This is a genomic window from Streptosporangium sp. NPDC004379 (assembly GCF_042873875.1).
Lineage (GTDB): Bacteria > Actinomycetota > Actinomycetes > Streptosporangiales > Streptosporangiaceae > Streptosporangium.
In genome coordinates, this window is record NZ_JBIAMC010000004.1 from 69353 (window position 1) to 82234 (window position 12882).

Below are 12882 nucleotides of genomic sequence, written 5' to 3' on the forward strand. Positions count from 1 at the left end.
GACGTCACGTCGTGCGGGCGGGTGAACGGACGTCGCGTCGTGCGGGCGGGCGTGACGGCTTGCGGGCGGGTGTGACGCCGGAGAGGACGAGGAGGAACGGTGACCGAGGCCATCTCACGCCGGGCGATCGACGCCCAGCGGTTCCGGCGGGCACTGGCCCTGCACGCGGCCGGGGTCGTCGTGATCACCGCGCAGTGCGAGGAGGGGCCCGTCGGGCTGACGGCCACCTCGTTCTCCTCGGTCAGCCTTGAGCCGCCGCTGGTCTCCTTCTACGTCGGCCGGGGGTCGAGGACCTGGCCCAGGCTCCGCGAGGCGGGCTGCTTCGCGGTGAACGTCCTGGCCGATGACCAGGCGGAACTGGCCGCCCGGTTCGCGAGCCGGGGAGTCGACCGCTTCGCCGCCCCCACCGTCTGGGAGCTGGCCCCGCCGGGGGTGCCGCTGCTGGCCGGGGTGTCGGCCCACCTGGTGTGCGCGCCCCACTCGACCGTGGACATCGGCGACCACGTGCTGGTCGTGGGCCTGGTCACCGAGGCCCGTACCGATCCCGGGGGACTGCCCCTTCTCTACCATCGCGGCCGCTTCGGCCACTTCGTCCCGGACTCCTGAGTCACAGACGTCAAATCACCTACATGGGTGGATTTTTCGGACAGCTCCCTGTGAAGTCTGCTAGGAAATCCCAGGACCGAAATTCACCACGGGGAGGGACGCTGTGGAACCGGAGAACTTACCGAGGCCGTACATCATGCGGCACCATCCCGACCGGGAGCCGTACGAGGAGGACGCCCGCGAGCAGACCGGCCCCATGGAACCGGTCGCACGGTCGGGGGAGGCGGTCCCCCCGGCGGGGGACGTGCTGTCCGACGGATGGGACACGGCGGAGGAGCGGGGACCGGACGGCGACGGCGAGTCCCCGGACCTCGTGGAACTCCGGGAGCCCGGGGCGGTCGCCTATCACCTCCGGTCCCCGGACCTGGTGCTCGACGGCGACGCCTCACATGACGCGGCCGCGGGGCTCGCGAAGCTCGTGGAGCTCGGAGAGCCCGTGGAGCCCGTGGAGCCCGCGGAACCCGGCGCGCTCGGGGTGGACGAAACGAGGGGAACCGGCGGAACCGCCGGAGCGGACGGGCCGTTCACGGCCGAGTGGACGTCCGATCGCGACGAGATGGCCGCGGCGGACCGGGAGGCCGACCGCGACGTGGCCCGTGCGATATGGGGACCCGAGGGCGACGACCGGCCCCGCCGCCGCCGGGGCAGGCTCCTGCTAGCGGCCGTCACGGGCGTGGTGGCGGTGGGCCTCGCCGGGGGCTGGTTCCTGTCGTCCGTGGGGTCGGCCCCCGAGTCCGGATGCTCCGCCGGCGGCCGGTGCGTGAAGGCCGAGATGCCCCCGGCGCCCACCGCCGCGCCGACGGAGGGACCGGCGGACGCGCCGACGGATCAGGCGCAGCCCGCGGAGACCACGCCGCCCCCCGCCGAGGAGCGGGCCACCGCCGCGCCGGAGACCTCCCGTCCCGCCGCGCCCCGGACCAGGGCGCCCCGCCCGGAACGGGCGCGCGCCACGCCGACCGCGAGGCGCACCTCGGCGCCCACCGGGGAACGCGAGGAGCGGCGCGGCACCGAGCGCGAGCCGCACGTCACCTCCGCTCCGTCCGCCGAGGCGCCCGACTCCCGGCAGAGCACCGCGCCCGAGCAGCCCACACAGCCCGCGCAGCCCTCCGCCCCGGCCGAGGCCACCGCGCCGGCCCAGAACCCGCCGCCCGAGAAGGAGCGCGGGGGCGGCCTGCTCGACTGGCTCTTCTGAGCCCTGTCCCCGGGGCGTGTCCCCGGGGACGGAAACGGGCGCCGGAAAGGACATCGGCGACGGGTTCCGAACGCGACGGGGAGCGGCTCCCCGGGATAATCGCGCGGGGTCCGGGAATCGGGCGATTACCGTACCGGCACGGCCGCGCCGCGGGCGCGGTCGTGCCGTCGCCGAGTCCGGCGGTAAAAGGCGATTGTCCCTAAATATCGCCTATTTCATTTTATTTATGGTCGCCGCGGGGCGTCTTCCGCCGCGCGTTCCGGAGCCGGCCCGCCCGCCCCCATCCGTGGGTCGTGCCGTCCGCGCCCGCCGGTCAGGCCGTACGTGTCCGGTACGCGGGCCGTACGGCCTCCGTCAGGCGAGCCGTACGGTGCCCCGGCCGGTGGTGAGGGGCAGGTCCAGGACGGTGCGGATGCCGGGCGGGGCCGCGCAGACGGCGGCCACCGCGTTGACGGCGTGCGCGGCGGCCCCGGCCAGGCCGTGGGACATCTCCTCCACGGCGAGCGTCATCTGCGGGACGCCCTCGATGTGCACGGTGAACCCCGGGGCGGACCAGCGGCTCACCCGGGTGGAGTCGGCCTTGTAGACGCACTCCACGGTCATGAAGGGCCGGCCGCGGACCAGCCCGCTGAAGGTCCAGCGGGACGCGCACACCGTGCCGGCCCGCACCGGGCCCGCGGCGATCTCGAACTCCTCGGTGGCGAGCTCGAACTCGTCGCTCTCCTCCACCTCGTCGAGGGTCACGCCGAGGTGGCCCGCGACGAGCTGGACGCTCTCGGCGAACAGCGAGCGCTGCAGGGCGCGGAACGGGCGCACCGCCACGGCGTAGTCCTTGGCGGAGCGGGTGAAGCCGTACAGGTCCACCACGATCTGGCGGGACGGGTGGCCCCGGAAGTCGGACGACTCGCGGACGTAGATGTGGTCGATCCGGCTGGACAGCCCGCTCAGCGCCAGGGGGAGCAGGTCGCTCACGAAGCCCGGGTTGATGCCGGTGCCGTGCAGCGAGGAGCCGCCCCGGCGGCAGGCGTCCTCCAGGCGGTCGACCAGCCCGCGGCCGTGGCAGGCGGGGTGGACGAAGCCGGTGGTGGTGATGACGTTCTTGCCCGAGGCGAGGAGGGCGCAGATCGTCTCGACGTCGTCGGTGGCGCTCCTCTCGCCGAAGAACGCGGCGGGCAGCGGCATGTGCAGCACGCAGTCGGCGTCCAGGGCCAGGATGCGGTCGACGTCGTCGGTGCAGGCGACGCCGGTCCCGGGCAGGCCGACGAGCGTGCCGGCGTCCTGCCCGGCCTTGTCGGGGTCGTAGACGAGCACCCCGGCGAGCTCGAACTCGGGTCGGGTGATCAGACTGCGCAGCGAGTAGCGGCCGACGGCGCCGGTGGCCCACTGGACCACGCGGAGGGGCGGCTGTGTGGCCATGCCATGCCTCCAGCCCGGTTATCGGGGCGGGGGTGCGGTCGGAGGAGTGCCATCAATGACCCTCGCCCTGTGCGGGGGCAGAAACTTTAGCAGAAATTCACATGTCCGCCCGCTATCCGCGACGATTTCACTTCGGCCGCGTTTTCCGGCCGGCGGACCGGTCTTCTCCGGGACCTTCTCCGAGTCTTCTGTGAGCCTTCTGCGATCCTTCCCCGGGTCTTCCGGCGGCCTTCTCCGGGCATCCGGGAGAAAGCGGCGACGGGGGACCGTCCCGGGGAGACGCGGGGCGTACTTCCGGAGAGGCGGCGGACAGGTTTTCGGAGACGCACTCCGTTGGACGAAAGATGGCATTCGACGGCTTTGCCGGATATTCTGTGAAAAACAGAACTATATTCTCCAGGGAGTCCGCATGACGGAGCTGCGGTTCGACGGCAGGGTCGCGATCGTCACCGGCGCCGGGCACGGTCTCGGCCGCTCGCACGCGCTGACGCTGGCCGAGCGCGGCGCGAAGGTGGTCGTCAACGACCTCGGCGGCGCGCTGGACGGCACCGGATCCTCCACCGGCCCGGCGGCCGAGGTGGCCGAGCTGATCGCCAAGAACGGCGGGGAGGCCGTCGTCAGCACCCATGACGTCGCGACCCCGGACGGCGCCGCCGCGATCGTGCAGACCGCGATCGACGCCTTCGGGAAGATCGACGTCGTCGTCAACAACGCGGGCATCCTGCGCGACAAGTCCTTCGGCAAGATGAGCGTCGAGGAGTTCGACCAGGTCCTCGCCGTCCACGTGCGCGGCTCGTTCCTGGTCACCCGGGCCGCCTTCCCCCACCTCAAGGAGCAGGGCTACGGCCGGATCGTCAACACCTCCTCGCCGGCCGGGCTGTTCGGCAACTTCGGCCAGGCCAACTACTCCACCGCCAAGATGGGGCTGGTCGGCTTCACCAAGACGCTCGGCATCGAGGGCGCCAGGGCGGGGATCAGGGCCAACGCGATCGCGCCCATCGCCTGGACCCGGATGACCGAGTCGCTGCTGCCGGCCGAGTTCGAGGAGAGGTTCACACCGGGCAGGATCAGCGCCCTGGTCGCCTACCTCGCACACGAGTCCTGCGAGACCAGCGGCGAGGTCTTCAGCGTCGGCGCGGGCCGGATCGCCCGGGTGTTCGTGGCCGAGGGGCCGGGCTGGAGGCAGGAGGACCACACCGTCGAGGACATCCGGGACAACTGGCAGGCGATCATGGCCGAGCAGCCGTACCTCACCCCGACCACCCTCGGCGAGCAGGCGGGAGCGTCGCTGCGGGCCATGCTCTGACCGCGCTCCGGCCGCCGCCCGGGCACGTCCCGGCGACCCGCGCCGCCGTCTGCACTCCGCCGTCTGCACTCCGCCGTCCGTGCTCTGACCTCCGTGCGGTCCGTGTCGCCGCCGGCCCCCCCGCCGTCCGTGCTCCGACCTCCGCCCGTCGAAGAGGGCGCCCCGACCGGGGCGCCCTCTTCGCTGTTCAGGGACGGTTCCCGGCGGCTCGCGCACCCTCGCCCGGACCGCCGCCGAAACCGCCGGCCGTACGGCCAGGCGGACTTTTGCGGATTTCTGCAAAAGTTTGGTGACTTTCGGCGAAAGGTCTTCACAACGCTAGAAGAAGGGGGTTACCTTCTGCTGCACCGGCTCCGGATGCGGCCAGACCCCCGACCCCCAGCGAGGTTCCATGTCCGCCGTCACCCCCCTGCTGCAGATGAAGGGGATCGTCAAGCGGTTCCCCGGCGTGCGCGCGCTCGACGGCGTCGACCTGGAGGTCCTGCCCGGCGAGGTGCACTGCCTGCTCGGCCAGAACGGCGCCGGGAAGTCCACCCTGATCAAGGTCCTGGCCGGTGCGCACCGGCCCGACGAGGGCGTCATCACCCTCGGCGGCGAGGAGGTGCGCCCGGCGAGCCCGATCGACGCGATCCGGCTGGGCATCTCCACGATCTACCAGGAGCTCGACCTGGTCGACGGGCTGACCGTGGCGCAGAACGTCTTCCTCGGCCACGAGCCGTCCCGCCTCGGGTTCGTCGGGCAGTCCGAGGTCGGCCGCGCCACGCGCGGCCTGCTGACCCGGCTGGGACACGGCGAGATCCGCCCCGGCACCGAGGTCGGCCGGCTGTCCCCGGCGGCCAAGCAGGTGGTGAGCATGGCGCGGGCGCTGTCACGCGACACCCGCCTGATCGTCATGGACGAGCCGTCGGCCGCGCTGGCCCACGACGAGGTGGCGAACCTGTTCCGGATCATCCGCGAGCTGACCGCCCAGGGGGTCGCGGTGATCTACATCTCCCACCGGCTGGAGGAGATCCGCGAGATCGGCGACCGGGTGACGGTGCTCAAGGACGGCCGTACGGTCGCCGTCGGCCTGCCCGCCAAGACCACCCCGACCGGCGAGATCGTCTCACTGATGACCGGCCGGTCCGTGGAGCACGTCTTCCCGCCCCGGCCGGCGCCCGGGAGCCACGAGGGCCGCCCCGAGGTCCTGCGCGTCGAGGACCTCACCGTCCCCGGCGTCCTGTCCGGCATCTCCTTCTCGGTGCGGGCCGGCGAGATCGTCGGCCTGGCGGGGCTGGTCGGCTCCGGCCGCTCGGAGATCATCGAGGCCGTCTACGGCGCGCGCCGCCACACCGGGAACGTGCTGCTGGAGGGGCGGCCGGTGGGCCGGGGCGGCACCGGCCGCACCGTCCGGCTCGGCATGGGCCTCGCCCCCGAGGAGCGCAAGTCCCAGGCGCTGCTGCTGGACCAGAGCGTGACCCGGAACATCTCGCTGGCCGGTCTGGGCCGCTACTCCCGGCTCGGCTGGCTCGACCGGCGCCGCGAGGCCGCCGACGCCCGCGCCCTCGTCGAGCGGCTGGACGTCCGGCCGGGCGACCCGGACCGGCCGGTCAAGACGCTGTCCGGCGGCAACCAGCAGAAGGTCGTGCTGGCCCGCTGGCTGCTCAATGAGCGCAGGCTGCTCCTGCTGGACGAGCCCACCCGCGGCGTGGACGTGGGCGCGCGGGCCGAGCTGTACGCCGTCATCCGCGAGCTGGCCGATTCCGGCCTCGGGGTGCTGCTGGTCTCCAGCGAGGTGCCCGAGGTGCTGGGCCTGGCCGACCGGGTGCTGGTCATCCGCGAGGGGGCGGCCATCCACCAGGGTGACGCCCGCGACCTGGACGAACATCGAGTGCTGGACATGATCATGGAAGGCGGTGCGCTGTGACCGAACCGCAGGGCCGGGCCCCCGCGAGTTCCGCGAGCCCCGAGAGCCCCGTGGACCCCGGGAGCCCCGCGAGCCCCGTGGACGTCGCCGGGTCACCGGCCGGGGAGGACGACCGGGCGGGGACGGCCGTCCACAGGCCCGCCGCCGGCCGGGTGACCCCGCTGTCCCGGCTGGGGGAGGTGCCGCACCTGGGACTGGTCGTCGCCCTGGCGCTGCTCGCCGTGGTGGGCCTGGTCAGGGTGCCCGACGCCTTCGCCACCACCTCCAACCTGGTCGGCATCCTGTCGCTGGCCGCGACGATCGGCGTGATCACGGTCGGCGCGACGTTCGTCATCATCGGCGGCGGGATCGACCTGTCGGTGGGGGCCGTCATGGCGCTGGCGTCGGTGTGGGCGACCACGCTGGCCACCCAGTCCTACGGCCCGCTGGTCATGATCGTGTGCGCGGTTCTGGTCGGCGCCGGCGCCGGGCTGGTCAACGGCCTGCTCGTCGCCTACGGGCGACTGGTGCCGTTCATCGCGACGCTCGCCATGCTGGTGGCCGCCCGCGGCCTGGCCCAGCGGATGTCGGACCGCAGGACCCAGCTCGTCCAGCAGGGCAACCAGGCCATCGTGGACCTGTCGACCACGCGGGTGCTCGGCATCCCGTTGCTGGTCTACATCTTCGCGGTCGTGGTGGCGGCGGGCTGGATCCTGCTGAACCGCACCACGTTCGGCCGCCGCACCTACGCGGTCGGCGGCAACCCCGAGGCCGCCCGGCTGGCCGGCATCGACGTGCGCCGTCACACGATGTGGCTGTACACGCTGTCCGGGCTGTGCTGCGGCATCGCCGCCGTACTGATCATGGCGCGGACCACCACCGGCTCCTCCACCCACGGCGACCTGTACGAGCTGGACGCGATCGCCGCGGTGATCATCGGTGGCACGCTGCTGACCGGCGGCCGGGGCTCGATCATCGGCTCGATCCTCGGTCTGCTGATCTTCACGGTGATCACCAACCTGTTCATCCTCAACGGCCTCAACACCAGCGACCAGCTCGTCGCCAAGGGACTGATCATCGTGGTGGCCGTGCTGCTGCAGCGGCGCAGCCTGCGCTCACCGACCTGACCCGCGGCCGGCCGTACGGCCCGCGGACGCCGTACAGACCCGCGGTGCCGTACGGCCCGCCGTACCGTCCCTTCGTCCGCGAGACCCCTCACCACCCTCCACGGGAGCAAGGAGAACAACCATGTCCACACCGGTCGGCCGTCGGGGGCTACTCTTCGGCGGCGCGGCGATCGGCGCCGGAGCGCTGGTCACGGCATGCACGAGCAACACCCCGGCCAGTACGGCGGCCACCTCGCCGCCCGCGGCGCCCGCGCCCGCCGGTGACAACGACAAGCCCGGCGAGAAGGTCGTGATCGGCTTCTCCGCGCCGGCCGCCGACCACGGCTGGATCGCCGCGATCGCCAAGAACGCCGAGAGCGCCGCCAAGCAGTACTCCGACGTGGAGTTCAAGCCGGTCGAGCCGACCAACGACATCAACGCGCAGATCTCGGCGGTGGAGTCGCTGATCGCGGCGAAGGTGAACGCGCTGGTCATCCTGCCCAACGACGGCGAGCAGCTCAACCAGGTCGCCCGGCAGGCCGCCGACGCGGGCATCCCGGTGATCAACCTGGACCGGGTGTTCCCCGACAAGCTGTCGTACCGGACCTGGATCGGCGGCGACAACTACGGCATGGGCGTCGCGGCCGGCCACTACATCGGCAAGACGCTCAAGGAGAAGGGCGCGTCGAACCCGGTGATCCTGGAGATCCAGGGCATCGCGACGCTGCCGCTGACCCAGGACCGCAGCAAGGGCTTCGAGGACGCGCTGAAGACGTACGGCTTCTCCGTGACGGCAAAGCAGGACGCGCAGTTCACGGTGGAGTCCGGCACCAAGGTGGCGAGCAACCTGCTCCAGGCCCACAAGAAGATCGACGCGATCTGGAACCACGACGACGACCAGGGGATCGGCGTGCTGGCCGCGATCAAGGAGGCCGGGCGGAACGAGTTCTTCATGGTGGGCGGCGCCGGCTCGGCCAACGCGATGCGCGACATCCAGGCCGACACCGGCGTGCTCAAGGCGACGGTGACCTACAGCCCCACGATGGCGGCCTCGGCGATCAAGCTGGCCCGCCTGATCGCGCAGGGCAAGGGCATGAGCGACCTGCTGGAGAACGAGGTGCCGCAGTCGATCACGCTGGCGTCGGAGACCGTCACCAAGGAGAACGTCGACAAGTACCTGCCGCTGGGGTTCGAGTCCTGATGGCCGCACACGACTCACCGACGCTGGGGATCGGCATGGTCGGGTACGCGTTCATGGGACGTGCCCACTCCCAGGCGTGGCGCAGCGCCGGCGCGTTCTTCGACCTGCCGGCCAGGCCCGTGATGGCGGCGCTGGCCGGCCGGTCGAAGGAGTCCGTGGCCGCCGCCGCCCGCGACCTGGGCTGGGCCGCGGCCGAGACCGACTGGCGCGACCTCATCGCCCGCGACGACGTGCAGGTGGTGGACATCTGCACCCCGGGCGACTCCCACGCCGAGATCGCGATCGCCGCCCTGGAGGCCGGCAAGCACGTCATCTGCGAGAAACCGCTGGCCAACACCGTGGCGGAGGCCGAGGCGATGGTCGAGGCGGCGACGCGCGCCGCGGCCCGCGGCGTGCACGCCATGGTCGCCTTCAACTACCGCCGGGTCCCGGCCGTCGCGCTGGCCCGGCAGTGGGTGGCCGAGGGCCGCCTGGGCGAGCTGCGCCACGTGCGGGCCCAGTACCTCCAGGACTGGATCGTCGACCCGGACTTCCCGCTGGTGTGGCGGCTCCAGCGGGACAAGGCCGGGTCCGGCGCGCTGGGCGACATCGGCGCCCACATCATCGACACCGCCCAGTTCGTCACCGGCCGCCGCCTGACCGGCGTGTCGGCGCTGACCGAGACGTTCGTCAAACGCCGTCCGCTGGCCGAGGGCTCCGCCGGGCTGTCCGCGGGCGGCGCCGCGCAGGAGACCGGCGAGGTCACCGTGGACGACGCCGCGCTGTTCATCGGCCGCTTCGAGGGCGGGGCGCTGGCCTCGTTCGAGGCGACCCGGTTCGCCACCGGCCGCAAGAACGCGCTGCGCCTGGAGATCAACGGCTCGGCCGGCAGCCTGGCCTTCGACTTCGAGGCCATGAACGAGCTGTGGTTCCACGACCACACCCTGCCCGCCTCCGAGGCGGGCTTCCGCCGCGTCATCGTGACCGAGGCCGACCACCCCTACGCGGGGGCGTGGTGGCCGCCCGGCCACGGCCTCGGTTACGAGCACACCTTCACCCACGAGGTGAAGGACTTCGTCGAGGCGGTCGCCGCCGGCCGGGCGCCGTCACCGTCGTTCGCCGACGGCCTGCGGGTGCAGCGGGTGCTGGCCGCGGTCGAGGCGAGCGCGGCGGACGGCAGCCGGTTCACCGCGGTGGAGGACGCCCCGGCCGCGGGCTCCGCCGTACCGGACGCCGCCGCGTCGGACGCCGTTCCGCAGACTCCGGAGGAGGAATCGTGACCCGACCCATCACGCTGTTCACCGGTCAGTGGGCCGACCTGCCCTTCGAGGAGGTGTGCCGGCTGGCCGCCCAGTGGGGCTACGACGGGCTGGAGATCGCCTGCTGGGGCGACCACTTCGAGGTGGACAAGGCCCTGGCCGACGACTCCTACGTCGAGCGGAAGAAGGAGACGCTGGCCAAGTACGACCTGAAGGTCTGGACGATCTCCAACCACCTGGTCGGCCAGGCCGTCTGCGACAGCCCGATCGACGAGCGGCACCGGGGCATCCTGCCCGCGCGGATCTGGGGCGACGGCGAGGCCGAAGGTGTGCGGCGGCGCGCCGCCGAGGAGATGAAGGACACCGCCCGCGCCGCCGCGAAGCTCGGCGTGAAGACGGTGGTCGGGTTCACCGGCTCGTCCATCTGGCACACCGTCGCGATGTTCCCGCCGGTGCCGCCTTCGATGATCGAGGACGGCTACGCCGACTTCGCCGCCCGGTGGAACCCGATCCTGGACGTCTTCGACGAGGTCGGCGTGCGCTTCGCCCACGAGGTGCACCCCAGCGAGATCGCCTACGACTACCACACCACCGTGCGGACGCTGGAGGCGATCGGCCACCGCCCGGCCTTCGGGCTGAACTGGGACCCCTCCCACATGGTCTGGCAGGAGATCGACCCGGTCGGGTTCATCCTGGACTTCGCCGACCGGATCTACCACGTCGACTGCAAGGACGCCAAGGTCCGCACCGGGGACGGCCGGCGCGGCCGGCTGGCCTCCCACCTGGCCTGGGCCGACCTGCGCCGCGGCTGGGACTTCGTCTCCACCGGCCGCGGCGACGTTCCCTGGGAGGACTGCTTCCGCGCGCTCAACGCGATCGGCTACGACGGGCCGATCTCCATCGAGTGGGAGGACGCGGGCATGGACCGGCTGGACGGCGCCCCCGACGCGCTGGCCCTCATCCGGGCACTCAACGCGATCACCCCGCCCACCGCGTCCTTCGACGCGGCCTTCTCCACCGACTGACGACCGCCACGCCGGCCGCCGCCGTACGGAGACGGAGTACGGCGGCGGCCGCCGTGCCATCCGCCCGCGACGAACGGGACGATCAGGCGGCGCTGTCCACAGACCTCTCGGATACGGGCAGCCGCAAGGTCCGGTCGCCGAAGTCGGCGACCAGGTCGAGCCGAGCGCCGAGCGCTTCGACATAGCGGGCGATGACCTCGATGGAGGTGACCTCGCCGTGTTCGATCTGGGAGACCCGGGCAACGCTCACGTTCATCGCCGCTGCGACGTCCTTCTGGCCGAGCCCCAGTTGCTTGCGTGCCCCGGCCAGCTGATGACCTCTGGCTTCGGCCAGAAGACGCTTCGCGCCCGCTTCGATCTCGGCGGGATCGACTCCGGCCGCGTGCAGCTCCCGCTCCAGGTCTTCCCAGTCTCCGGGCGTCCGCTCGGGCATGCTCACTCCTCGTCCTCGCCTGTATTCCATGTAGAGCCGGACGGCGATGGGGATGTTCTCCTTGTACCACCGGTCCCAGTTCCGCGCCTTGTCACCGCCCAGTAGCAGCAAGGCGGCCCTGGTCGGATCGAATGCAAAGATGATTCTGATTTCTGAGCGACCCCGTGACCCTGGGCGTAGTTCCTTCAGATGGTGGAGGCCTGTTCCTTTGAGCCGGTCGACCAGCGGCCTGCCCAACGTGGGTCCTTCTTCGCGCAAAGCCGTGACGGCTTGTGCGACCTGGGTCGCTGAATCGAGATCCTCCTTGATCAGAGTTCTGAACCAGGCGGCGTACTCATCTGTGACCTTCACCGTCCATGTCACGGAAGCCTCCGGAATTCAAGGATAGCCTTAACTCGATGAGGAGCCTGCTTCCATGGCGACTGTGACAGAGGGTGATTGGGCGAACCTCCTCCGCGTAGCTTGAACCGGTGGTGTCCCGGTTCTCGCCGGGCGAAGGGGTCGGGGCGCCGTCCTGCGCGTGCCGCCGTGCCGATCCGGTGGCTCCGGTCAGCGCTGTCCCCTGGACGATGAGACGGACGCCGTCCCGCCGGAACCGCCGGAGGCGCCGGGCGGATCGGGGGTGGTGAGGTCGAGGAGTGTCATCGCGTCGTGGTCCGGGCTGCCGGGCGGCGCCATGTAGACGACGAGGCGCTGGCCCTGCGCGCGGTTCAGGGACAGCCCCTCGTGCGAGAGCGTCATCGTGCCGACCTCCGGGTGCCGGAGCGTCTTGGTGCCGTCGCCGATCGTGTGCACCTCGTACCGCTCCCAGAGCCGGTTGAAGTCGGGGCTCTTCACGATCAGTTCGCCCACGAGCGAGGCGAGGTCCGGGGCGTCCGGGTCGGCGCCGGCGATCGCCCGCAGCTGGGCGACGCACCCCTTGGCCTTCCGCTCCCAGTCCACCCACAGGTCCCGGGCGGCCGGGTGCAGGAAGGTGTACCGGATGGTGTTCCGCTGCCGTTCCGGCCAGTCGGCGATGCCGTGGAGCAGCCGCAGGCCCCCGGGGGTGGCCGCCAGAAGGTCGTTGGTGCGGCTCAGGACGTACGCCGGGTTGGGCCGGAGCGTCTCCAGCAGCCGCATGACGGTCGGGCGGACCCGCCGCGACGGCAGGGGGCGGGGCTCGGGCGCGCGCCGCGCCGCCCGCGCAGCCAGCTCGCGCAGGAAGCCGCGTTCCTCCTCGTCGAGGCGGAGCGCGTCGGCCAGCGCCTCGACGACGGAGGGGCTCGGGCGGGTCTCCTTGCCGCGTTCCAGGCGTACGTAGTAGTCGATGCTCACACCGGCCAGCGCCGCCAGCTCCTCCCGGCGCAGACCCGGCGTACGGCGCGTGCCGGTTCCGGCGGGCAGTCCGACGTCCTCCGGGCGTATGCCGCCGCGGCGAGCCAGCAGGAACCTCCCGAACTCGGTCATGTCCTCAGTCTGCCAGTGGACGGTCACG

The 12882-nt window shown here is 72.0% G+C and carries 11 protein-coding genes; 8 read left to right on the forward strand and 3 right to left on the reverse strand.

The features are described from left to right. The first annotated feature begins 99 nt into the window (after window positions 1-99). Window positions 100-606, forward strand: a complete 507-nt coding sequence (locus tag ACFYSC_RS10300; RefSeq protein WP_389959418.1) for a flavin reductase family protein — start codon at window positions 100-102, stop codon at window positions 604-606. 136 nt (window positions 607-742) lie between these two features. Next, window positions 743-1798: a hypothetical protein gene (locus ACFYSC_RS10305; protein WP_389959421.1), complete on the forward strand. Its 1056-nt coding sequence runs from the start codon at window positions 743-745 to the stop codon at window positions 1796-1798. 354 nt (window positions 1799-2152) lie between these two features. On the opposite strand, the gene ACFYSC_RS10310 is transcribed toward ACFYSC_RS10305, so the two are convergent. Continuing rightward, entirely contained in the window at window positions 2153-3214 is a 1062-nt protein-coding gene (locus ACFYSC_RS10310; RefSeq protein WP_389959424.1) for a dihydrodipicolinate reductase, read from the reverse strand. Between the two features lie 409 nt (window positions 3215-3623). Between ACFYSC_RS10310 and ACFYSC_RS10315 the strand changes: the two genes are divergently transcribed. From ACFYSC_RS10315 to ACFYSC_RS10340, 6 genes are all read left to right on the forward strand, one after another. Then, on the forward strand, window positions 3624-4520 hold the full coding sequence (locus ACFYSC_RS10315; protein ID WP_389959427.1) for an SDR family oxidoreductase: 897 nt from the start codon (window positions 3624-3626) through the stop codon (window positions 4518-4520). A 391-nt stretch (window positions 4521-4911) separates the two neighbouring features. Next, window positions 4912-6426 (forward strand): sugar ABC transporter ATP-binding protein, encoded by a 1515-nt coding sequence (locus ACFYSC_RS10320; RefSeq protein WP_389959430.1) that lies wholly within the window; start codon window positions 4912-4914, stop codon window positions 6424-6426. Then, the gene (locus tag ACFYSC_RS10325) at window positions 6423-7532 is read left to right on the forward strand and encodes an ABC transporter permease (RefSeq protein WP_389959433.1); all 1110 of its coding nucleotides are present in this window, start codon (window positions 6423-6425) and stop codon (window positions 7530-7532) included. The genes ACFYSC_RS10320 and ACFYSC_RS10325 overlap by 4 nt, the downstream gene beginning before the upstream one ends. Window positions 7533-7653: 121 nt before the next feature. Further along, window positions 7654-8712: an ABC transporter substrate-binding protein gene (locus ACFYSC_RS10330; protein ID WP_389959436.1), complete on the forward strand. Its 1059-nt coding sequence runs from the start codon at window positions 7654-7656 to the stop codon at window positions 8710-8712. Next, window positions 8712-9971, forward strand: coding sequence for a Gfo/Idh/MocA family protein (locus ACFYSC_RS10335; RefSeq protein ID WP_389959438.1), 1260 nt, complete (start codon window positions 8712-8714; stop codon window positions 9969-9971). Before ACFYSC_RS10330 ends, ACFYSC_RS10335 begins: the two co-directional genes overlap by 1 nt. Then, window positions 9968-10975 carry a sugar phosphate isomerase/epimerase family protein gene (locus tag ACFYSC_RS10340; RefSeq protein WP_389959440.1) on the forward strand — a complete coding sequence of 336 codons (1008 nt, stop codon included), beginning with the start codon at window positions 9968-9970 and terminating at the stop codon, window positions 10973-10975. Before ACFYSC_RS10335 ends, ACFYSC_RS10340 begins: the two co-directional genes overlap by 4 nt. An 82-nt stretch (window positions 10976-11057) precedes the next feature. Here ACFYSC_RS10340 and ACFYSC_RS10345 read toward each other — a convergent pair whose 3' ends face one another. Together ACFYSC_RS10345 and ACFYSC_RS10350 are read right to left on the reverse strand one after the other, a co-directional pair. Further along, window positions 11058-11771: a type II toxin-antitoxin system RelE/ParE family toxin gene (locus ACFYSC_RS10345; RefSeq protein WP_389959443.1), complete on the reverse strand. Its 714-nt coding sequence runs from the start codon at window positions 11769-11771 to the stop codon at window positions 11058-11060. A gap of 186 nt (window positions 11772-11957) precedes the next feature. Next, window positions 11958-12854, reverse strand: coding sequence for a helix-turn-helix transcriptional regulator (locus tag ACFYSC_RS10350; protein ID WP_389959445.1), 897 nt, complete (start codon window positions 12852-12854; stop codon window positions 11958-11960). Between the last annotated feature and the right edge of the window lie 28 nt (window positions 12855-12882).